This is a genomic window from Streptomyces luteogriseus (assembly GCF_014205055.1).
In the GTDB taxonomy this organism is placed as follows: Bacteria; Actinomycetota; Actinomycetes; order Streptomycetales; family Streptomycetaceae; genus Streptomyces; species Streptomyces luteogriseus.
In genome coordinates this window covers 3,870,701-3,892,358 of the sequence record NZ_JACHMS010000001.1, presented here as the reverse complement: position 1 = coordinate 3,892,358, position 21,658 = coordinate 3,870,701, and the positions used below count along the sequence as shown (strand labels likewise).

The window sequence follows — 21,658 nt, the reverse complement described above, 5'->3', positions numbered from 1 at the left end:
TGTGTCCATGACTCCTACGACGGAGACCATGGTCGGAATCGGCGGCGCCGCGGAGAGCACCGACATGGTGCTCAACATCGGGCCGCAGCACCCGTCCACCCATGGCGTGCTGCGGCTGAAGCTCGTTCTGGACGGCGAGCGCATCAGGCACGCGGAGCCGGTGATCGGCTATATGCACCGCGGTGCGGAGAAGCTGTTCGAGGCGCGCGACTACCGCCAGATCATCATGCTCGCCAACCGCCACGACTGGCTGTCGGCGTTCTCCAACGAGCTGGGCGTGGTCCTCGCCGTGGAGCGGATGCTCGGCATGGAGGTCCCCGAGCGCGCGGTGTGGCTGCGTACGCTGCTCGCCGAGCTGAACCGGGTGCTCAACCACCTGATGTTCCTCGGCTCGTACCCGCTGGAGCTCGGCGGGATCACGCCGATCTTCTACGCCTTCCGGGAGCGCGAGGAACTCCAGCACGTCATGGAGGAGATCTCCGGCGGGCGGATGCACTACATGTTCAACCGGGTGGGCGGCCTCAAGGAGGACCTGCCGGCCGGGTGGACCACGCGCGCGCGTGCCTCCGTCGCCGACGTGCGCTCCCGGATGGACCGCTTCGACGACCTGGTGCTCGGCAACGAGATCTTCCGGGGCCGCACCCGGGGCGTCGGCGCCCTCACCGCCGAGGCCGTGCACGCCTACGGGGTGAGCGGGCCGATCGGGCGCGCCTCGGGCGTCGACTTCGACCTGCGCCGGGACGAGCCCTACCTCGCCTACGGCGACCTCCAGGACACCCTGAAGGTGGTCACCCGGCAGGAGGGCGACTGCCTCGCCCGCTTCGAGTGCCTCCTGGAGCAGACGCACAACGCGCTGGACCTGGCCGACGCCTGCCTGGACCGGCTCGCCGAGCTGCCGCCCGGGCCGGTCAACCAGCGGCTCCCGAAGGTCCTCAAGGCGCCGGAGGGCCACACGTACGCGTGGACCGAGAACCCCCTCGGCATCAACGGCTACTACCTCGTCAGCAAGGGCGAGAAGACCCCGTACCGGCTCAAGCTGCGCTCGGCGTCTTACAACAACATCCAGGTGCTGACGGAGCTGCTGCCGGGGACGCTGGTCGCGGACATGGTGGCGATCCTGGGGTCGATGTTCTTCGTGGTCGGGGACATCGACAAGTAGCGCCTAGAACGGGTCCTCGACGCCGATGGGCTGCACCAGCCAGCCGAAGTCGCCCAGTCCGCCCGTCGCGGTGAGCTCGGCGGCCTCTCCGGCGCCCGCCAGGGCGCGTACGTACGCGGCCGGGTCGGTGGAGGCCAGCGTGAGCGGGGGGCGCGCGCCGGTCACACCCAGGGCGCGCAGCGCCTCGCGCTGGGAGAGCACACGTCCGCCGGGCAGCGCGCACGCGTCCAGGGCGACGTGAGCCGTGAGGTCGCAGGAGCCGTCCGGGACGGGTGTGGTCTCGCGGCCTTCCCGGAACCCGGTGAGCGTCCCGAACGGCGGCCGGGCACCCGCCGTGTGCGCGTAGTCCACCGCGACGGCCAGCCCTCGCCGGAGCGTCCCGACCGCCGCGGCCCAGGCCTCGTCCCGGGACAGGCCGATCTCGGCCCGCAGCCCCTCCTCGCCCGGCAGCGGCCACCACCGCTCCAGCCACCGCGCCGACTCCCCGTCCACCGGCTCGCCGAGCCGCTCGGTCCCGTCCTCCCGGACCAGCACCAGCCGCGTGACACCCGCGGCGTCCACCTCGGCGACCTCCAGGGGCACGTTGTCCAGCCACTCGTTCGCGAACAGCAGCCCCGTCGTCCCTCGCGGCGGCTCGGCCAGCCACTCGATCCGGTGATCGAGCCCCGCGGGCCGCTCGGCGATCTCGACGGCGCACACGCGCGTGCGGGCCGCCACACCGGCGGGCAGAGCGGCGAGCACTCCGCCGGCCAGCTCGCCCCGCCCGGCCGCCATGTCGACGAAGTCCAGCACCGCAGGCCGCCCCAACGCCTCGTCCACCCGGCACAGCAGCCGCGCCACGGCCCCGGCGAACAGGGGTGTCGCGTGCACGGATGTCCGGAAGTGTCCGGCCGGCCCCTCCGCGCGCCGGTAGAAGCCCCCCGGCGCGTACAGGGCGTCCTGCGCCGCCGCACGCCACCCGCGCCACTCCTGCCACTCGTTCCTCGTCCCTGCCGTCACCGGGCCAGGCTATGCGCACGCAACGTACGCAACTCCACCTTGCGGAGTATGCGCGCCGGGCAGGGATCGGTCCTCCGGTTGACCCCTGCACCTATCCCGCTTCCCTACGCTGGGTTACGTGCAGCGCCTCTATGACTTCCTCCGCAGGCACCCGATGTGGGTCGACGGCTTCTGGGCCGTGGTCCTCCTCGGGATTTCGGTCGTGGGCGGGGCGGCGGGCGAGCAGGTCGGCCCCTGGGCCGTGGTCGTTCCGCTCACGCTGCTGCTGAGCCTCGTGGTCGCGCTGCGCCGCCGCATGCCGGAGAAGATGCTGCTGCTCGCGGCGGCGGTCGGCGTGGCGCAGCTGGTCACCGACGTCGCGATCCTGCCCGCCGACTTCGCCATGCTGGCGATCGTCTACACGGTCGCCGCGGAAGGCGCCCGCTGGGCCTCCCGCTTCGCGCTGGTCGCCGGCCTGTGCGCGGCCCCTCTGGCTCAGCTGCGCTGGTCGAACGAGCAGACGGGGGTGGCCGGCGACATCGCTCTGGCGATCCTGCAGACCGTCCCGTTCGCGCTCGCCTGGGTGCTCGGCGACTCCATCCGCACCCGCCGTGCCTACTTCGCGCAGCTGGAGGAGCGCGCCGCCCGTCTGGAGCGGGAGCGCGAGGCGCAGTCCAAGGTCGCCGTCGCCGCCGAACGCGCCCGGATCGCCCGCGAGTTGCACGACGTCGTCGCGCACAACGTGTCGGTGATGGTAGTTCAGGCCGACGGCGCCGCCTACGTCCTCGACGCCGCGCCCGACCAGGCGAAGAAGGCCCTGGAGACCATCTCCTCCACCGGCCGCCAGGCCCTCGCCGAGATGCGCCGCCTGCTCGGCGTGCTGCGCACCGGCGAGCACCAGGAGGCCGGGGAGTACGTGCCGCAGCCCGATGTGCGGCAGATCGAGGACCTCGTCGAACAGTGCCGCGGTTCCGGACTGCCCGTCGACTTCAAGGTCGAGGGCACGCCCCGACCGCTGCCCAGCGGCGTCGAGCTCACCGCCTACCGCATCGTGCAGGAGGCGCTCACCAACACCCGCAAACACGGCGGGGAGAACGCGGGCGCGAGCGTGCGCCTGGTGTACTTCGACGACGGCCTCGGCCTGCTCGTCGAGGACGACGGCAAGGGCGCCCCGCACGAGCTGTACGAGGAGGGCGGGTTCGACGGCCAGGGCCACGGTCTGATCGGCATGCGCGAGCGGGTCGGTATGGTCGGCGGCACCCTGGACGCGGGCCCGCGCCCGGGCGGAGGATTCCGCATCAGTGCCCTGCTGCCGCTCAAACCCGCGCACTGACGCCGGCGCACGCCCCCCGCTGACACCTGTAACGACCCCCCATGGAAGAGGCCCGATGACGATCCGCGTGATGCTCGTCGACGACCAGGTTCTGCTGCGCACCGGGTTCCGGATGGTGCTCGCCGCCCAGCCGGACATGGAGGTCGTGGCGGAGGCGGGCGACGGTGTCGAGGCCCTCCAGGAACTGCGGAAGGCCGAGGTCGACGTCGTGCTGATGGACGTCCGCATGCCGAAGCTCGACGGGGTGGAGACGACCCGCCGGATCTGTGAGGACGCCGACCCGCCGAAGGTGCTCATCCTCACCACCTTCGACCTCGACGAGTACGCCTTCTCCGGTCTGAAGGCGGGCGCCTCCGGCTTCATGCTCAAGGACGTGCCGCCCGCCGATCTCCTGGCCGCCATCAGGGCCGTGCACAGCGGTGACGCGGTCGTGGCGCCCTCCACCACCCGGCGCCTCCTGGACCGCTTCGCTCCGATGCTGCCGGGCGCCAAGCCGCCCCAGCACAAGGAGCTGGAGCGGCTCACCGAACGTGAGCGCGAGGTCATGGTGCTGGTCGCGCAGGGCCTGTCCAACGGCGAGATCGCGGCGCGGCTGGTGCTGTCGGAGGCGACCGTGAAGACCCACGTGGGCCGCATCCTGACCAAGCTGGGGCTCAGGGACCGGGTGCAGGTCGTGGTGCTCGCCTACGAGACGGGGCTGGTGCGGGCCGGCGGGCACGGCTGATCCGCGGACCGGATCCCCCCGCTACCTGAGGATCCCTTCCAGGAACTCGCTGCCGAGCCGGGCCACCACCGTCACGTCCAGCTGGTGCAGGACGTAGCGCCCACGGCGGCGGGTGGTGATCAGGCCCGCCTTCTTCAGCACGGCCAGATGCCGGGATATCTCCGGGGCCGTCATGCCGTGCACCTGCGCCAGCTCGCTGGTGGTGTGCGCGCTGCGGGCCAGATGACGGCACATGCGCATCCGGACCGGGTGGGACAGCGCGGTCATCCGCATGGCCAGCTGTTCGAGGGTCTGCGGTGCGGCGAGCTCCGGGGAGCCCACCGGGTAGTGCAGCACCGGCTGCCAGCCGTACCGGTGCAGGACCATCAGATGCGGCCAGCCCAGGCTGGTCGGGACGAGCAGCAGGCCGCCGTCGCCCGTGGCCGTACGGCCGTCACCCAGCTTGTCGACGGTGATCCGGCCGGCGGCCTCGTCGAGCGTGACCGCCGGGGACACCGCGGCCAGCGCCTCCGCCAGGCCCTTGCGCCGCAGGAGGTCCGTCTTGTGCCGGGCGTCGGCGGCGAGCTGGTGGCGCAGCCGGGCCCAGGCCTCCGCGAAGAACGCCTCGTCGCAGTCCCGGAGGAACTGCCGCAGCCACGCCCGGATCCGGGGCGGGTCGGCCAGCAGCCGCTCCCCGAAGCGCAGTTGCCGCGGCCCGCGCGCGGCGGCCAGGTCCAGCGCCCGGCGGCGCGTGTCCGGGTCGGACAGCGCCGTCGGCCCGCACTCGCCGTAGCCGGTGGCGCAGGTGAACTCCAGCGCCGCGTCCACGAACTGCTCGTCGGACAGCTTGTCGAGCTGGTCCAGCTCCTCGGCGAGGGTGGCGCCCGGGAGCGCGCGCCGGTCCGGCAGGCCCGCCCAGGGCAGGAACAGGTCCGAGAACGTCGTCCGCCACAGGAAGTCCGCCTCGCACATCCGGTCGGCCAGATGCGGGTCGAGCCGGGCCGTCACGCCCGTCACCCAGCCCTGCAGCCCCGGGTGGTGCGCCGGTTCGGACAGCGCGTGCAGCGCCATGCCCAGCTCGGCCAGGGGCGAGGGCACGACGGCGGCCTCCTCCGGCCGCAGCCCCTTGATGTCGATGTGCACGCTCATGCCCTCATGGTGCACCCGGCCACCGACAACGCCCCCGTCGATTGACGCGCCCTGTCAATCGGCGCGACGCCGTCCCCGAGACAGGCGCACGGTGGGACGACCGGGGCCGCCGCGGAGCCTTCGGACCTCCAACACCCCGTCCCGCAAAGGTGATCCACCATGAGCATCACGCAGCAGCACCTGCTCGACACCTACCGTGCCCGGACCCTCGGCGAACCCGCCCCGCCCGCGCCGGGCACGCACGACCGGCAGGCCGTACGGGAGCTGAGCGACGAACAGCGCTCCCGCGCGGGCCGCCACGTGCTCCGGGACGCCCTGAGCCGGTGGCGGCGCCGCCCTACCTGACCTGCTCCGGCAGCCGGGCCGTGAACTCCGCCACCGCCGCCTTCACGTCCTCGGCCGTCCACTCCAGCCCGTCGGCCCGCACATGCACCTCCGTGAGCGCCAGGCCCGGCCCGCCCCGGTCCCAGGCGCCTCCGAACAGGACCACCCCGGTCTCCTCGGCCGTGCGGACCGCCACCTCCGCGAGGACCTCCGGCTCGTACGGCAGCCACACCTGGAAGTCGTGGGTGTGCGGCACCTCCGGGTGCACGCGCGCCCACGGCACCCCTGCCGCCGCGAACCCCTCGCGCAGGGCGGCGGCCACCACGCGCGCGTGGGCCACGTACTCCGGCAGCCGGGGCAGTTGCCGCTCCAGCCCGACCAGCGCCGAGAGCGCCGTGGGGAACTGCTGGAAGACCATCCCGCCGTACCGGTGCCGCCAGGCCCTCGCCTCCTCGACGAGCTCCTTCGGGCCGGCGAGCGCCGCGCCGCCGAAGGCCTCCAGGGACTTGTAGAACGACACGTAGACGCTGTCGGCCAGGCCCGCGATCTCCTCCAGGGGCCGGCCGAAGTGGACGGTGGACTCCCACAGTCGGGCCCCGTCGAAGTGCACCACCGCGTCCCGTTCCCGCGCGGCCTCGACGACCTCGGTGAGCTCCTCCCAGGTGGGCAGGACGAAACCGGCGTCCCTGAGGGGCAGTTCCAGCATCAGCGCCCCGAACGGCTCCCCGAAGTCGCGCACCTCGGCGGCGGTCGGCAGCCGCGGCTCCCCGGTCAGCCGCACCGGGCGCAGACCGGCCACCTCGCTGAACGCGTTCCGCTCGTGCACCTCGGGATGGCTCAGCGCGTGCAGGGCGACGGCCGGGTTCCCGGTGCGGCCCGCCCAGCAGCGCAGGGCCACCTGCTGGGCCATCGTGCCCGTCGGGAAGAACACCGCGGCCTCGGTGCCGAGCAGCCCGGCGACCTTCGTCTCCAGCACCTCGACGACACCGTCGCCGTACACGTCGGACAGCTCGTCCAGGTCGTGGACGCCCTCCGCCTCCGCCAGCACCGCCAGGCGCTCCCGGAGGGTGCGGTGGAAGCCGAAGCGCGCGAACACGCGCCGGGCCGCGCGGTGGGCGGCCAGCCGCCGCTCACGCAGCCGTGCGCCCCGGTCCTCGTCCGTCACCTGATCGTCGTGTTCCGCCGTATCGGTCATGCCCGGATCCTCTCCCGCGCGTGTGCGGCCGGGCATCCGCATTTCGTACGCCGCATTTCGTACGCCGCCCGGGACGGCGCACGGGCGTGCACAGCCTGTGGACGGCCGAACGCCCCTCGAACCGATCGCGTTAACATGACGAGAAATCGTCCGGTACCCGGAGCGGACTGGAACGGGAAGGCCGCCGTCGAGTGAACACAACCCCACAGCCAGACCCCAAGGACCGCCCCGCGCGGCTCACCGTCGGCGTCGTCGGCGCCGGCCGCGTGGGTCCCGCCCTGGCGGCGTCCCTGCAGCTCGCCGGGCACCGCCCGGTCGCCGTCTCCGCGGTCTCGGAGGCCTCCCGGCGCCGCGCCGGGCAACTGCTGCCCGACGTGCCGGTGATGCCGCCCGCCGAGGTGCTCCAGCGGTCCGACCTGGTGCTGCTGACCGTTCCCGACGACGCCCTGCCCGACCTGGTCACCGGCCTCGCCGACACCGGATCCGTGCGGCCGGGCCAGCTCCTCGTCCACACCTCCGGGCGGTACGGCACGCGGGTCCTCGACCCCGCCCTGCGCGCGGGCGCCCTGCCGCTCGCCCTGCACCCCGCGATGACCTTCACTGGCACGCCCGTGGACGTCCAGCGGCTGGCCGGCTGCTCCTTCGGCGTCACCGCCCCCGAGGAGCTGCGCCTCGCCGCCGAGGCCCTCGTCATCGAGATGGGCGGCGAGCCGGAGTGGATCGCCGAGGAGAACCGGCCCCTCTACCACGCGGCCCTCGCTCTCGGCGCCAACCACCTGGTCACGCTGGTCGCCCAGTCCATGGAGCTGCTGAGCGCGGCCGGGGTCTCGGCCCCCGACCGGATGCTCGGCCCGCTGCTCGGCGCGGCCCTGGACAACGCCCTGCGCTCCGGTGACGCGGCCCTCACCGGCCCGGTCGCGCGCGGCGACGCGGGCACCGTCGCCGCGCACGTCACCGAGCTGCGCCGGCACGCCCCGCAGACCGTCGACGGCTACCTGGCGATGGCCCGCGCGACCGCCGACCGGGCCCTGGCACACGGCCTGCTGAAACCGGAGCTCGCCGAGGACCTCCTCGGGGTACTCGCCCACGGGACCGACGGCACCGAAGGGGACGCCCGATGACCACCACCCTGCTGCGCACCGCGGGCGAACTGCACGCACGCGCGCGTGCGGGCCGCCGCGCCGTGGTGATGACCATGGGCGCGCTGCACGAGGGCCACGCCACACTGATCCGCACCGCCCGCGGCATCGCCGGGCCGGACGGCGAGGTCGTCGTCACCGTCTTCGTCAACCCGCTCCAGTTCGGCCAGGGCGAGGACCTCGACCGCTACCCGCGCACCCTGGACGCCGACCTCGCCCTCGCCGAACGGTCGGGAGCGGACGTCGTGTTCGCCCCCGCCGTGGACGAGGTCTACCCGGGCGGCGAGCCCCAGGTCCGCATCACCGCGGGCCCCATGGGCGAGCGCCTGGAGGGATCCTCCCGCCCCGGCCACTTCGACGGCATGCTCACCGTCGTCGCCAAGCTGCTGCACCTGACCCGCCCCGACGTCGCCCTGTACGGCCAGAAGGACGCCCAGCAGCTCGCGCTGATCCGCCGCATGGTGCGGGACCTGAACTTCGGCGTGGAGATCGTCGGCGTGCCCACCGTCCGCGAGGAGGACGGCCTGGCCCTGTCCAGCCGCAACCGCTACCTGTCGGCCGCCGAGCGGCGCACCGCCCTCGCGCTGTCGGGTGCCCTGTTCGCGGGCCAGGACCGGCATGCCGCGCAGGAGGCACTGCGCGCCCGGGCCCGCGAGGTGCCCGCCACTCGCGCGCGTGCCGAGGCGCTCAGTGCCATAGGGGAGTCACGCGCGGCGGCCGACGCGCACGCCGTGGCGACGGCCGTCCCGGGCGGCCCCGCGGCCGTCCGTGCGGCCGCCCGCCAGGTCCTGGACGAGGCCGCCCGCCTCGAACCGCCGCTCGCGCTGGACTACCTCGCGCTGGTCGACCCGTCCGACTTCACCGAGATCGCGGACGACTTCACCGGCGACGCGGTCCTCGCCGTCGCCGCCCGGGTCGGGGCGACCCGGCTGATCGACAACGTCCCCCTCACCTTCGGAAGCTTCGGAGCCGCCTCGTGACCACCACAGGCATACGACTGCACGCGCCCGCCCCCGGGTGGTCCATCGCCGCGGACGTGGTCGTCGTCGGCTCCGGCGTCGCCGGGCTGACCGCCGCCCTGCGCTGCGAGGCCGCGGGCCTGCGGACGGTCGTCGTCACCAAGGCCCGTCTCGACGACGGCTCCACCCGCTGGGCCCAGGGCGGCATCGCGGCTGCCCTCGGCGAGGGCGACACCCCCGAGCAGCACCTCGAGGACACCCTGGTCGCGGGCGCCGGAGTGTGCGACGAGGACGCCGTCCGCCTCCTCGTCACCGAGGGCCCCGACGCCGTACGCCGTCTCATCGAGACCGGCGCCCGGTTCGACGAGTCCTCCGAGGGCGAGCTGGAACTGACCCGGGAGGGCGGCCACCACCGCCGTCGCATCGCGCACGCCGGCGGTGACGCCACCGGCGCCGAGATCTCCCGGGCCCTGGTCGAGGCCGTGCGCGCGCGGGGCATGCGCACCGTCGAGAACGCGCTCGTCCTGGACCTCCTCACGGATGCCGAAGGCCGCACCGCAGGTGTCACCCTGCACGTCATGGGGGAGGGCCAGCACGACGGCGTGGGGGCCGTCCACGCCCCCGCGGTGGTCCTCGCGACCGGCGGCATGGGCCAGGTCTTCTCCGCCACCACCAACCCGTCGGTGTCGACGGGCGACGGCGTGGCGCTCGCGCTCCGGGCGGGCGCGGAGGTCAGCGACCTGGAGTTCGTCCAGTTCCACCCGACCGTGCTGTTCCTCGGTCCGGACGCGGAGGGCCAGCAGCCCCTGGTCTCCGAGGCCGTGCGCGGCGAGGGCGCCCACCTGATCGACGCCGACGGCGTCCGCTTCATGGTCGGACAGCACGAACTCGCCGAACTCGCCCCCCGCGACATCGTCGCCAAGGGCATCACGCGCCGCATGCTGGAGCAGGACGCCGAGCACATGTACCTCGACGCCCGGCACTTCGGCGCCGAGATGTGGGAACACCGCTTCCCGACGATCCTGGCCGCCTGCCGCGCCCACGGCATCGATCCGGTCACCGACCCCATCCCGGTCGCCCCGGCCGCCCACTACGCCTCCGGCGGCGTCCGCACCGACTCCCACGGCCGTACGACCGTCCCCGGCCTCTACGCGTGCGGCGAGGTCGCCTGCACCGGGGTGCACGGCGCCAACCGGCTGGCGTCCAACTCCCTGCTCGAAGGCCTCGTCTACGCCGAGCGCATCGCGGCCGACATCGCGGCGAACGGCCTGCCCGCGCGCGTGCCCCAGCCGGTCCCGCACCCCGAGATCCCCGAGCACCCGCTGCAGACCCCGCAGGCCCGCTTCACGATCCAGCGGATCATGACCGGCGGCGCGGGCGTCCTGCGCTCGGCCGGCTCCCTCGCCAAGGCCGCCGACCAGCTCCAGCGCCTGCACACCGACGCCCGGGAGGCCCTCGCCGAGAACGGCGAGACGGCCGAGGCCGGCGTCGACACCTGGGAGGCCACCAACCTCCTGTGCGTGGCCCGCGTGCTGGTCGCCGCCGCCCTGCTGCGCGAGGAGACCCGGGGCTGCCACTGGCGCGAGGACCGCCCCGAGCGCGACGACGCGGCCTGGCGCCGCCACATCGTCGTGACCCTGAACCCGGACCGCACGCTGGCCGTGCACACCACGGACACCACAGACTTCCCCCCGACCCTCCCGACCCAGGCCCCCCAGGAGCAGTGACCGACGTGAGCACCCCCGACCTTCCCCTCGCCTCCTCCGGAGGCTGCGGAGACGGCTGCGCCTGCGGCGCGGACGACGAGGCATACCTGGAGTGCGGCCTGGACCCCGCACTCGCCCAGCTCCTGGCCGACGCCGGCCTCGACCCCGTCGAGGTCGAGGACATCGCCAACGTGGCCCTCCAGGAGGACCTGGCCCACGGCGTGGACGTGACGACGGTGGCGACCATCCCCGAGGACGCGGTGGCCACGGCCGACTTCACCGCCCGCGAGGCGGGCACCGTGGCCGGTCTGCGCGTCGCCGAGGCGGTCATCTCGGTGGTCTGCGAGGAGGAGCTCGAGATCGAGCGCCACGCGGAGGACGGCGACCGCGTGGAAGCGGGCCGGAAGCTCCTCTCCGTCACCACCCGCACCCGCGACCTCCTCACGGCCGAGCGCAGCGCGCTGAACATCCTGTGCCGCCTGTCGGGCGTCGCGACGGCCACGCGCGCGTGGGCGGACGTACTCGACGGGACCAAGGCGAAGGTCCGCGACACCCGCAAGACGACCCCCGGCCTGCGCAGCCTCGAGAAGTACGCGGTCCGCTGCGGCGGTGGCGTCAACCACCGCATGTCGCTCTCGGACGCGGCCCTGGTCAAGGACAACCACGTGGTCGCCGCGGGCGGTGTCGCCCAGGCCTTCCAGGCGGTCCGCGAACGCTTCCCGGACGTCCCCATCGAGGTCGAGGTCGACACCCTGCACCAGCTCCGCGAGGTCCTGGACGCCGGCGCCGACCTGATCCTGCTGGACAACTTCACGCCGGGCGAGTGCGCGGAGGCGGTCGCGCTCGTCCAGGGCCGCGCCGCCCTGGAGGCCTCGGGCCGCCTCACCCTCGACAACGCCAAGGCGTACGCGGACACCGGCGTCGACTACCTCGCCGTCGGGGCCCTCACCCACTCCTCGCCGATCCTGGACATCGGCCTGGACCTGCGGCCGGCGGAGTAGGGGCGGATACGGGTCATGCTGCTGACGATCGACGTAGGAAACACCCACACCGTCCTCGGCCTGTTCGACGGCGACGAGATCGTCGAACACTGGCGCATCTCCACGGACGCGCGCCGTACCGCGGACGAACTGGCGGTCCTGCTCCAGGGCCTGATGGGCATGCACCCGCTCCTCGGTGACGAGCTGGGCGACGGCATCGACGGCATCGCCATCTGCGCCACCGTCCCCTCGGTCCTGCATGAGCTCCGCGAGGTGACGCGCCGCTACTACGGCGACGTGCCCGCGATCCTCGTCGAACCGGGCGTCAAGACGGGCGTGCCGATCCTCATGGACAACCCCAAGGAGGTCGGCGCCGACCGCATCATCAACGCGGTCGCGGCGGTCGAGCTCTACGGCGGCCCCGCCATCGTCGTCGACTTCGGCACGGCGACGACGTTCGACGCGGTCAGCGCGCGAGGGGAGTACGTCGGCGGGGTCATCTCACCCGGCATCGAGATCTCCGTGGAGGCCCTGGGCGTCCGCGGCGCCCAGCTCCGCAAGATCGAGGTGGCCCGGCCCCGCAGCGTCATCGGCAAGAACACGGTCGAGGCGATGCAGTCGGGCGTCATCTACGGTTTCGCCGGCCAGGTCGACGGCGTGGTCAACCGCATGGCCCGCGAGCTGTCGGAGGACCCGGACGACGTCACCGTCATCGCGACGGGCGGCCTCGCGCCGATGGTCCTGGGCGAGTCGTCGGTGATCGACGAACACGAGCCCTGGCTGACGCTGATCGGACTGCGGCTTGTGTACGAGCGGAACGTGTCCCGCACGTGAGCGGCTGAGGAGGGGGGGGCGCGCGACGCGACGAATCGGGCACGCCCCCCACCCCAACCGCGGCCCCCGGGCACCCTCAGCCCCACCGCCCCACCGCCCCACCGCCCCTGCGCCCCTGCGCCCCCTCGGCCGCAGCCGCCCCAGCGCGCGACCTCCGGCTGCCCGCCCACGCCGCCGTCCGGCTTTCGCCCGCAGCGCCCGGTGTCCGGGCCACACCACCCCGGTGACCCGGTGACCCGGTGACCCGGCCACGCCGCCCAGGCGTCCCGGCATCCTCCAGCCACCCCCCCGGCATCCCCCCGCCACCACCCGAGTGGTCCCCCGCGCCACACCCGCCCCCTATGCGCAATTTGTCTGATTAGCGCGTATCGTCGCCGCATGCCCACGCCATACGGATCCCGCGGCGGCATGGTGTTCGGCGTGGAGGAGCTGCGTGTGCTCCGCCGCGCTCTCGCCCTCGCCCTAGACCCCACCCCCGCCTCGGCCGACGACGTCCAGGACTGTCTCCGCCTCGCAGAGTCACTCGACGAGGCACTGCGGGAGGGGGCCAGGCTGCGCGCCTTCCTCGTGGCCGACCTGGGCCGGTATCGCGCCGCCCTCCCCGGAACCGCCGCCGGCTACCTCGCCCTCCTCGACGAGGCGCTGGGTGCCGGCTACCGCCCCCTGCCCGACGACCTCGCCGCCCTCCGCGCCCTGCGCGGCAACCCCGCCGCGGCGGCCCTCCTGGATCGCTGCGCGGTCACTCCCCTCACCTCGGCCCCTCTCCCCGTGGCGGCCGTGCCCGGCTCCCGCACCCGCCTCCTGGCCATCCCCGGAGGCCGCCGCGCCCCCGTCGGCGCAGCCGCCGAGGACGGCACGGAGAAGCAGCCCGAGAAGAAGCCCGCCCGCAAGCCGCCGGCCCCCAAGCCCGCCCCGGCCCCGGCCCCCGGCCCGGACACCCCGAAGCCCTCCCGTCCGATCCCCACCCCGGGCGAGGTCTTCCCGCGCCGCAAGCCGGCCCCGCCACCCCCGGCCAACCCCCAGCAGCTCGCCGTCGGCTGACGTGGCTACCCTGGATCCATGGACTACGTCTCCGCGCTCCTGCCCCCGGCCGTCATGGCCGTCTTCTTCATCGGCGTGATCCGGGTGATCGTGAAGACCCAGGGCGGCGCCAACAAGGCCAAGGAGGACGCGGCCGTGGACGCCGCCCTCGCGCGCGTGGAGGGTGCCCGCCAGTCCACCGCGACGTCCCCGACGGCCGACGCCTGACCCCACCCCCCGAGGGCGTACGACTCGGCGGACCCGCACCCCGCGGCGCCCGCATCCACGAGCCGTACGCCCTTTTTGTTCCCGTTCGCCGGTCCCGCGCACGTCCGCCACGCCATTACCGGGATCTCCCACTATTGTTCTGAGCTGTGCCTCGCCCATTGGGAGAACTCGAAGACGCGGTCATGTCGCGGGTGTGGAAGTGGAACCGCCCGGTGACCGTTCGAGAAGTCCTGGAAGATCTTCAGAAGGAGCGGTCCATCGCGTACACCACCGTGATGACCGTTTTGGACAATCTCCATCAGAAGGGCTGGGTACGCCGCGAGGCGGAAGGCCGTGCCTATCGATATGAGGCGGTCTCCACCCGCGCCGCCTACGCAGCCGCCCTGATGAACGACGCCTGGTCGCAGAGCGACAACCCCGCCGCGGCTCTCGTCGCCTTCTTCGGCATGATGAGCGAGGAACAGCGGCAGTCTCTCACCGATGCCGTCCGCATCGTCCAGGGTCCGGAAACCCAGGAACCGACCGAACCGTCGGAATCCGCAGAACCGGCCGAACGAGCGGAACCCGGGGAAGGGCCCGGGGAGAACCCCGCCTCCCCCCGGGACCTCGGCGGGCGATAGCGTCCCGTCATGTCCGCGAAGAGCCCCGAAGCCACCGCAAAAGCCATCACCGTCCGACGGGCCCGCACCAGCGACGTCCCGGCCGTACGGGGCCTCCTTGACGCCTACGTCCGCGGCCGCATCCTGCTCGACAAAGCAACGGTGACGCTTTACGAGGACATCCAGGAGTTCTGGGTCGCCGAACGGGACGACAACGCCGAGGTCGTCGGCTGCGGCGCGCTGCACGTGATGTGGGAAGACCTCGCGGAAGTGCGCACTCTCGCGGTGAAGCCCGGCTTGCAGGGCGCCGGCGTCGGACACCGCGTGCTGGAGAAGTTGCTGCAGACCGCCCGCTGGCTCGGTGTTCGCCGTGTTTTCTGTCTGACCTTCGAAGTCGACTTCTTCACCAAGCACGGCTTCGTGGAGATCGGCGAGACGCCCGTCGACACGGATGTCTACGCGGAGCTCCTGCGTTCCTATGACGAGGGCGTCGCGGAGTTCCTCGGACTCGAACGAGTGAAACCGAACACCTTGGGCAACAGCCGGATGCTTCTGCATCTGTGATCGCCGGGCGCAAGTAGGTCACCGAAGGGTCCGACCGGTTCGCCAAGGCATATTCCGCGAGCCCGCCCTGCCCCGGTGCCCTATGTCCGAAACGCGCACGTTTCCGGACCGGGGCCGGGCTGCCGGTCTCTGCCGGGGGTTTGTGTTTTTCCGGCAAAAGCGGTTTGCTTTCCGACGTACTGCAGTACTGCATATAACAGGGGACGGCGATACGGCGGACGCCGGCACACCCGCCCTGAAGATATCGATGAAAGGAAATCCGGTGGCACAGAAGGTTCAGGTCCTTCTTGTCGACGACCTCGACGGTGGCGAGGCGGACGAGACCGTGACGTTCGCGCTGGACGGCAAGACGTACGAGATCGACCTCACCACTGCCAATGCGGACAAGCTCCGTGGCCTTCTCGAGCCTTACGTGAAGGGCGGTCGTCGTACCGGAGGCCGTGCTTCGGGCGGGCGTGGAAAGGCCCGCGCCGCTTCGAGCGGCAGCCAGGACACCGCGGCGATCCGCGCCTGGGCGAAGGAGAACGGTTACGAGGTCAACGACCGCGGCCGTGTTCCCGCGACCATCCGCGAGGCTTACGAGAAGGCCAACGGCTGAACAGCGGCCCTACCGACCCTGCGCACGCTTGGCCGGTGGCTGGGCGCACACGCGCCGCAGCCGGACCCGGTGGCACTGCGTGGCCACCGTGTTCACCAGCCGCACGAGATCGGGGGCGCCCCCACCGCCCCCCAGCGCCGACAGCGTCGGCAGCGAGGCCTCGACCTCGCATCCCGGCTCGGGGGGCCGCAGCCACACGGCGGCCCCCTGGGAACCGACCCGGTCCCGGGGAGCAGGCGGAACACCCGCCTCGCAGGGCGCCGCAGCGTGCGACCCGCGCGCCGGCGGCATCGCTCTCTCCCCGCGCGGCACCGGGGGCGACGGCGCCTCCATGAGGCCGCCCGCACCGATCGCCACCAGATCCAGCGACAGGGCGCCCCAGTCCAGCCACTCCAGCAGCCCGGGGAGCTCCTCCGCGCCGCCCGCGGCCACCAGGAGCAGCATCCGGTCGCGGTGCAGCGCGACGGGGGAGCCGGGCGCCAGGCGCCGCAGGGCCGCGTGCCCCGCCTCCGCCGGGACGTCCAGGACGTCCCAGCGCACTCCCACCGGCAGATGCAGCGGATCGCCGGGCACCGTCGGCCACCCCAGTTCGTTCTCGTACCACCACCGGACCTGACCGCTCGCGCCGGCCGGGTCGAGCGGCCGGCGGGGGAGCGGGACCAGCGGGACGAGCGGAGTCGAGGATGCGGTCACGGGCTGAGAGGCGCCGAACATGCCAAGTGCAACAGCCGAAAGCGCCTGCGGGTTACGCTGGGTGGCGTCGTGAGCGCACAGCGTGGCGAATCGGGGGCGCGCGGGGGGTGCGGGGAGGCGCAAGGTTGTTCGCCCGTAGCGGAGGGAACGGGGGCGCCCGGCATGGACTTCCGGTCCCTGCGGGTAAGACATCCCTAGTGGGAGGGGGCGACACGCAGGAAAGGACGTCTCACGTTCGCCATCGGCGTACTGGCGAGTGGGGTATCTGCCTGGCCTGCGGGAACATCGTCTCGCACCATCGGGTTGGAGCAGATGTCGGCGTTCGGGGTCAGGAGGCCAAGGACGGTGTCGGCAGTTGGAATGAGCGGTCCCCGCTTGCGGGACTAAGCTGCGGAAGGACAGGGAGGGGAAGTTCCCCCCACTGCCTGACCGCTCTGAGGAGCGATTAACGATGTTCGAGAGGTTCACCGACCGCGCGCGGCGGGTTGTCGTCCTGGCTCAGGAAGAAGCCCGGATGCTCAACCACAACTACATCGGCACTGAGCACATCCTCCTGGGCCTGATCCACGAGGGTGAAGGTGTCGCCGCCAAGGCCCTTGAGAGCCTCGGGATTTCGCTCGAGGCGGTCCGCCAGCAGGTGGAGGAGATCATCGGCCAGGGCCAGCAGGCCCCGTCCGGCCACATCCCCTTCACCCCCCGTGCCAAGAAGGTCCTGGAGCTGTCGCTCCGCGAGGCCCTTCAGCTGGGCCACAACTACATCGGCACGGAGCACATCCTGCTCGGCCTGATCCGCGAGGGCGAGGGCGTCGCCGCCCAGGTCCTCGTCAAGCTGGGCGCAGATCTGAACCGCGTGCGGCAGCAGGTGATCCAGCTGCTCTCCGGTTACCAGGGCAAGGAGACCGCCACCGCCGGCGGTCCTGCCGAGGGCACCCCCTCCACGTCCCTGGTCCTCGACCAGTTCGGCCGGAACCTCACCCAGGCCGCTCGTGAGTCCAAGCTCGACCCGGTCATCGGGCGCGAGAAGGAGATCGAGCGGGTCATGCAGGTGCTGTCCCGCCGTACCAAGAACAACCCGGTGCTGATCGGTGAGCCCGGCGTCGGCAAGACCGCCGTCGTCGAGGGCCTCGCCCAGGCCATCGTCAAGGGCGAGGTGCCCGAGACCCTCAAGGACAAGCACCTCTACACCCTGGACCTCGGCGCGCTGGTCGCCGGCTCCCGCTACCGCGGTGACTTCGAGGAGCGCCTGAAGAAGGTCCTCAAGGAGATCCGCACCCGCGGCGACATCATCCTGTTCATCGACGAGCTCCACACGCTGGTCGGTGCGGGTGCCGCCGAGGGCGCCATCGACGCGGCTTCCATCCTGAAGCCGATGCTGGCCCGCGGTGAGCTGCAGACCATCGGTGCCACCACGCTGGACGAGTACCGCAAGCACCTGGAGAAGGACGCCGCCCTCGAGCGCCGCTTCCAGCCCATCCAGGTCGCGGAGCCGTCCCTGCCGCACACGATCGAGATCCTCAAGGGTCTGCGTGACCGGTACGAGGCCCACCACCGCGTCTCCATCACGGACGAGGCGCTGGTCCAGGCCGCCACCCTGGCCGACCGGTACATCTCGGACCGCTTCCTGCCGGACAAGGCGATCGACCTGATCGACGAGGCCGGTTCCCGGATGCGCATCCGCCGGATGACCGCGCCGCCGGACCTGCGCGAGTTCGACGAGAAGATCGCCGGCGTCCGCCGCGACAAGGAGTCCGCGATCGACTCGCAGGACTTCGAGAAGGCCGCCTCCCTGCGCGACAAGGAGAAGCAGCTCCTGGCCGCCAAGGCCAAGCGGGAGAAGGAGTGGAAGGCCGGCGACATGGACGTCGTCGCCGAGGTCGACGGCGAGCTGATCGCCGAGGTCCTCGCCACGGCCACCGGCATCCCGGTCTTCAAGCTGACCGAGGAGGAGTCCTCCCGCCTGCTGCGCATGGAGGACGAGCTCCACAAGCGGGTCATCGGCCAGGTCGACGCCGTCAAGGCGCTGTCGAAGGCGATCCGCCGTACGCGTGCCGGTCTGAAGGACCCGAAGCGTCCCGGTGGCTCGTTCATCTTCGCCGGCCCCTCCGGTGTCGGTAAGACCGAGCTGTCCAAGGCGCTCGCCGAGTTCCTCTTCGGCGACGAGGACGCGCTGATCTCCCTCGACATGTCGGAGTTCAGCGAGAAGCACACGGTCTCGCGGCTCTTCGGTTCGCCCCCCGGCTACGTGGGCTACGAGGAGGGCGGCCAGCTCACCGAGAAGGTCCGCCGCAAGCCGTTCTCCGTCGTCCTCTTCGACGAGGTCGAGAAGGCCCACCCGGACATCTTCAACTCGCTGCTGCAGATCCTGGAGGACGGTCGCCTGACCGACTCCCAGGGTCGGGTCGTGGACTTCAAGAACACGGTCATCATCATGACGACCAACCTCGGCACGCGGGACATCTCCAAGGGCTTCAACCTGGGCTTCGCGGCCCAGGGCGACACGAAGTCCAACTACGAGCGCATGAAGAACAAGGTCTCGGACGAGCTCAAGCAGCACTTCCGGCCCGAGTTCCTCAACCGCGTCGACGACGTGGTCGTCTTCCCGCAGCTCAGCCAGGACGACATCCTCCAGATCGTCGACCTGATGATCGGCAAGGTCGACGAGCGCCTGAAGGACCGGGACATGGGCATCGAGCTCTCCCAGTCCGCCAAGGAGCTGCTGTCCAAGAAGGGCTACGACCCGGTGCTGGGTGCGCGTCCGCTGCGTCGCACCATCCAGCGTGAGATCGAGGACTCGCTGTCGGAGAAGATCCTCTTCGGCGAGCTGCGCCCCGGTCACATCGTGGTCGTCGACACGGAGGGCGAGGGCGACACCAAGACCTTCACCTTCCGCGGCGAGGAGAAGGCGCCCCTCCCGGACGTCCCGCCGATCGAGCAGGCGGCCGGTGGCACGGGCCCGAACCTGAGCAAGGACGCCTGAGCGTAACGACCCAAAGTGAGAAGGGGCCGGTGCTGAACAGCACCGGCCCCTTCCTCATGCCCGGACGCTCCCTAGGACAGCTGCCCGTCGTAGTCCGGCAGCTTGTACGTCTTCTCGGCGTGGCCGCCCGAGAGGTCGGTGGCGCTGTTGCCGATGTTCGCGATGATCGTGTAGCCCTTGCGCTCGATGTCCACGCGCTGGGCCGTCTTGTACTCGGCGACGTTCTTGAACAGGTCGATGAAGTTGCGGACGTAGAGCCCCGAGACCTGGTAGCCGGCCTGCTTCAGGTTGTACTGGGTGAACGAGGCGATGATGTCCGGCCGGGCGGTGACGAAGAACAGGGTGACGCCGCGCTCCTGCGCGTATCTGGCGGCCTCCAGGACGGGCTTGTTGGCCGGTTGCGGGTAGCTGAAGCCGAAGTCCGTCTCCAGCGTCGTGTTGTCGATGTCGAAGACGATGGCCTGCTTCTCGCCCGGCTTCGTGGCCGCGATCCGCTGTTTCAGATAGGGCATCGCCTGGTTCATCACCGCCTGGCAGTCCTTCTGCCAGGTGCCGTAGTCGACGTCCGCGGCCGCGGTGGCGGCCGTGGCGGCGGTCGTGGAGGCCTGGCTGGTGGTCGCGGCGTCGGCCGGTGCGGCCATGGCCACGAGGGCCGCCGCCGAGACGGCGGTCACTGATGCGCGGCGCAACCAGGGGCGTCGGGTCTGCATGTCGTGGGGGTCCTCTCACGTCAATGACGCTGCCAACATGTCGTGTGCATGCTCGTGCGCGAGGGTGGCGCGAGGGGAACCGTAGGGTTACCGGGCGGTAAGTGCCTAGAGGCGTGCGCCACATTTCCGGAATGGCTGAAGAGGGCCCCTGGTGACATGGCGCACAGGCGATATGTCCGTTACTAGATGGAATAGTGGATAACGGGCCGGGAGGAAAGGGATTCTTTCCCCGCGGCAGGGGTGGAAGTGCGGGTCAGTGCCCTGATTCGTCCCGAATGACTGCTGTGTCAAGAGACGTAGAACACTGAACCAAATTACTAACTAGCGTCGTAGATCACGCTTTTGGGAGTTTGTCGGACTTCGGGTTACCAAGGGATGGCCACACGGCGAGCGGTTGTGCGCCGGGTGGTTTTCTCCGTCCCCTTCCACACGAGGTTTCGATGTCCCAGCGCGTCACGTCCCGTTCTTCCCGTACGTCCCAGCTCCGCACCCGTGCGACCGTGCTGGCCGCCGGCCTTGGTGTCTCGGTCGCACTGGGAGCCGGGGTCGCGTCCGCCGCCGACACCACGGCCGCGTCCGGTGCCGCCAGTGCCGTGCAGGCGCAGGCCGCCGTCCAGGCCAAGGCCGCCAAGGCCGAGGCCGTGAAGGCCGAGAAGGCCGCCAAGGCCGCCGCCGCGAAGAAGGCGGCCGAGAAGAAGGCCGCTGCCAAGAAGGCAGCCGCCAAGAAGGCCAAGCCCTCCTGGGTCGACCCGGTGAAGAAGTACAGCCTCTCCGCGAGCTTCGCCCAGAACGGCGGCATGTGGGCGCACAAGCACAGCGGCCAGGACTTCGCCGTGCCGAGTGGCACCCAGGTCGTCGCCGCCCACGGCGGCACCGTGGTCAAGGCCGGCGGCAACGGCGCCGGCGACGGCCCCGCGTACGGCAACGCCGTCGTGATCAAGCACGGCAACGGCACGTACTCCCAGTACGCCCACCTGTCGAAGGTCACGGTGCACGTCGGCCAGATAGTCAAGACCGGCCAGGAGATCGCCAAGTCCGGCAACACCGGTAACTCGAGCGGCCCCCACCTGCACTTCGAGATCCGTACGACCCCGAACTACGGCTCGGCGGTCGACCCGGTGAAGTTCCTGCGCGCCAAGGGCGTGACGGTCTGACCCCAGGTGCGATCCCCAGGCCCTAGGAGCCCCCGGCTCCCCGGTGGGCCTGGGTCACCAGATCGGTGGCGACCTCGAGGACGGCTTTGTTCTTCTCCTCGGGGTCGTCTCCCATGTCCTGGAGCAGGAACATGCCGGCGTGCAGCGTGAAGATCGCGCTGGCGCAGCGGACCTGGTCGACCAGGTCCGCGTCCGGGTCGACGATGATGTCGCGCAGGCTGTGGATGCGGGCCTTGAAGGACTCGCCGATCCGCAGGTCCCGTACCGTCGCCTGGTTCTCGTGCATGAAGCGGAACAGCGGCGTCGCCTCGGCGAGGGTGTCGGCGTAGCGGCGGATGATCTCCTGCTTGGTCGCGAGGGTGTGCGGCTGCTGCCGGCCCCACTCGATCAGGTCCTCGATCGGCTGGGTGAGGTCCTCGAAGATGCTGACGAGGATCTCTTCCTTCGTTTTGAAGTGGTAGTAGAGCGCGGCCTTGGTGACGTCCAGGCGCTCGGCGATCTCGCGCAGGGAGGTCTTCTCGTAGCCGTGCTCCGCGAAGAGTTCGAGGGCCACATCCTGGATGCGCCGGCGGGTGTCCCCGCGGCGCCGCTGCTTGGTGCCGTCCATGGTGCCGCCCATCCTCCTACGCCCCCGCTTTCCATAAAACTTACTTGAC

Annotated in this window: 22 protein-coding genes; 16 read left to right on the top strand and 6 right to left on the bottom strand. The window is 71.6% G+C overall.

The genetic code is table 11. The features are described 5' to 3' along the window. Positions 1-7: 7 nt before the first annotated feature. A complete protein-coding gene (locus tag BJ965_RS16925; protein ID WP_184909438.1) occupies positions 8-1,159 on the top strand; it encodes an NADH-quinone oxidoreductase subunit D in 1,152 nt (383 codons plus the stop codon). Positions 1,160-1,162: 3 nt separating this feature from the next. Here the strand turns inward: BJ965_RS16925 and BJ965_RS16920 are convergent, their stop codons facing one another. Next, entirely contained in the window at positions 1,163-2,158 is a 996-nt protein-coding gene (locus BJ965_RS16920; protein WP_184909437.1) for an SAM-dependent methyltransferase, read from the bottom strand. Between the two features lie 118 nt (positions 2,159-2,276). On the opposite strand from BJ965_RS16920, the gene BJ965_RS16915 reads away from it, so the two are divergent. Continuing rightward, positions 2,277-3,470, top strand: coding sequence for a sensor histidine kinase (locus tag BJ965_RS16915; RefSeq protein ID WP_184909436.1), 1,194 nt, complete (start codon positions 2,277-2,279; stop codon positions 3,468-3,470). Between the two features lie 55 nt (positions 3,471-3,525). After that, entirely contained in the window at positions 3,526-4,194 is a 669-nt protein-coding gene (locus BJ965_RS16910) for a response regulator (protein WP_184909435.1), read from the top strand. A gap of 21 nt (positions 4,195-4,215) precedes the next feature. Here the strand turns inward: BJ965_RS16910 and BJ965_RS16905 are convergent, their stop codons facing one another. Further along, positions 4,216-5,322, bottom strand: coding sequence for a DUF5937 family protein (locus BJ965_RS16905; RefSeq protein WP_184909434.1), 1,107 nt, complete (start codon positions 5,320-5,322; stop codon positions 4,216-4,218). Positions 5,323-5,481: 159 nt separating this feature from the next. Between BJ965_RS16905 and BJ965_RS16900 the strand changes: the two genes are divergently transcribed. Continuing rightward, positions 5,482-5,667, top strand: a complete 186-nt coding sequence (locus BJ965_RS16900; protein WP_184909433.1) for a hypothetical protein — start codon at positions 5,482-5,484, stop codon at positions 5,665-5,667. Here the strand turns inward: BJ965_RS16900 and BJ965_RS16895 are convergent. Further along, positions 5,660-6,841 (bottom strand): threonine aldolase family protein, encoded by a 1,182-nt coding sequence (locus BJ965_RS16895; RefSeq protein WP_246545915.1) that lies wholly within the window; start codon positions 6,839-6,841, stop codon positions 5,660-5,662. The genes BJ965_RS16900 and BJ965_RS16895 overlap by 8 nt on opposite strands. A 191-nt stretch (positions 6,842-7,032) precedes the next feature. Here BJ965_RS16895 and BJ965_RS16890 point away from each other — a divergent pair, with 191 nt between their 5' ends. From BJ965_RS16890 to BJ965_RS16845, 10 genes are all read left to right on the top strand, one after another. After that, entirely contained in the window at positions 7,033-7,962 is a 930-nt protein-coding gene (locus tag BJ965_RS16890; protein ID WP_184909431.1) for a Rossmann-like and DUF2520 domain-containing protein, read from the top strand. Next, entirely contained in the window at positions 7,959-8,960 is a 1,002-nt protein-coding gene (gene panC / locus BJ965_RS16885; RefSeq protein ID WP_184909430.1) for a pantoate--beta-alanine ligase, read from the top strand. Before BJ965_RS16890 ends, panC begins: the two co-directional genes overlap by 4 nt. Further along, complete coding sequence (locus BJ965_RS16880; protein WP_184909429.1) at positions 8,957-10,666, top strand: L-aspartate oxidase; 1,710 nt, start codon at positions 8,957-8,959, stop codon at positions 10,664-10,666. The genes panC and BJ965_RS16880 overlap by 4 nt, the downstream gene beginning before the upstream one ends. A gap of 5 nt (positions 10,667-10,671) precedes the next feature. Then, positions 10,672-11,646 (top strand): carboxylating nicotinate-nucleotide diphosphorylase, encoded by a 975-nt coding sequence (gene nadC, locus BJ965_RS16875; RefSeq protein WP_184909428.1) that lies wholly within the window; start codon positions 10,672-10,674, stop codon positions 11,644-11,646. A 15-nt stretch (positions 11,647-11,661) separates the two neighbouring features. Continuing rightward, positions 11,662-12,459, top strand: a complete 798-nt coding sequence (locus BJ965_RS16870; RefSeq protein ID WP_142161099.1) for a type III pantothenate kinase — start codon at positions 11,662-11,664, stop codon at positions 12,457-12,459. Between the two features lie 378 nt (positions 12,460-12,837). Then, positions 12,838-13,500, top strand: a complete 663-nt coding sequence (locus BJ965_RS16865) for a hypothetical protein (protein ID WP_246545914.1) — start codon at positions 12,838-12,840, stop codon at positions 13,498-13,500. 18 nt (positions 13,501-13,518) lie between these two features. Beyond that, complete coding sequence (locus tag BJ965_RS16860; protein WP_184909427.1) at positions 13,519-13,707, top strand: hypothetical protein; 189 nt, start codon at positions 13,519-13,521, stop codon at positions 13,705-13,707. Positions 13,708-13,853: 146 nt separating this feature from the next. Further along, positions 13,854-14,327 (top strand): BlaI/MecI/CopY family transcriptional regulator, encoded by a 474-nt coding sequence (locus BJ965_RS16855; RefSeq protein ID WP_184909426.1) that lies wholly within the window; start codon positions 13,854-13,856, stop codon positions 14,325-14,327. Between the two features lie 9 nt (positions 14,328-14,336). After that, entirely contained in the window at positions 14,337-14,870 is a 534-nt protein-coding gene (locus BJ965_RS16850) for an amino-acid N-acetyltransferase (RefSeq protein WP_184909425.1), read from the top strand. A 262-nt stretch (positions 14,871-15,132) separates the two neighbouring features. Next, on the top strand, positions 15,133-15,468 hold the full coding sequence (locus tag BJ965_RS16845; RefSeq protein ID WP_010048839.1) for a histone-like nucleoid-structuring protein Lsr2: 336 nt from the start codon (positions 15,133-15,135) through the stop codon (positions 15,466-15,468). A 9-nt stretch (positions 15,469-15,477) separates the two neighbouring features. On the opposite strand, the gene BJ965_RS16840 is transcribed toward BJ965_RS16845, so the two are convergent. Next, positions 15,478-16,182 (bottom strand): SCO3374 family protein, encoded by a 705-nt coding sequence (locus tag BJ965_RS16840; protein ID WP_184909424.1) that lies wholly within the window; start codon positions 16,180-16,182, stop codon positions 15,478-15,480. Between the two features lie 430 nt (positions 16,183-16,612). Between BJ965_RS16840 and BJ965_RS16835 the strand changes: the two genes are divergently transcribed. Then, positions 16,613-19,138 carry an ATP-dependent Clp protease ATP-binding subunit gene (locus BJ965_RS16835; protein ID WP_030845852.1) on the top strand — a complete coding sequence of 842 codons (2,526 nt, stop codon included), beginning with the start codon at positions 16,613-16,615 and terminating at the stop codon, positions 19,136-19,138. Between the two features lie 71 nt (positions 19,139-19,209). Here BJ965_RS16835 and BJ965_RS16830 read toward each other — a convergent pair whose 3' ends face one another. Continuing rightward, a complete protein-coding gene (locus tag BJ965_RS16830) occupies positions 19,210-19,848 on the bottom strand; it encodes an HAD family acid phosphatase (RefSeq protein WP_184909423.1) in 639 nt (212 codons plus the stop codon). A gap of 440 nt (positions 19,849-20,288) precedes the next feature. Between BJ965_RS16830 and BJ965_RS16825 the strand changes: the two genes are divergently transcribed. Further along, positions 20,289-21,002 (top strand): M23 family metallopeptidase, encoded by a 714-nt coding sequence (locus tag BJ965_RS16825; RefSeq protein ID WP_184909422.1) that lies wholly within the window; start codon positions 20,289-20,291, stop codon positions 21,000-21,002. Between the two features lie 22 nt (positions 21,003-21,024). Here BJ965_RS16825 and BJ965_RS16820 read toward each other — a convergent pair whose 3' ends face one another. Continuing rightward, positions 21,025-21,621, bottom strand: coding sequence for a TetR/AcrR family transcriptional regulator (locus BJ965_RS16820; RefSeq protein ID WP_030845846.1), 597 nt, complete (start codon positions 21,619-21,621; stop codon positions 21,025-21,027). Between the last annotated feature and the right edge of the window lie 37 nt (positions 21,622-21,658).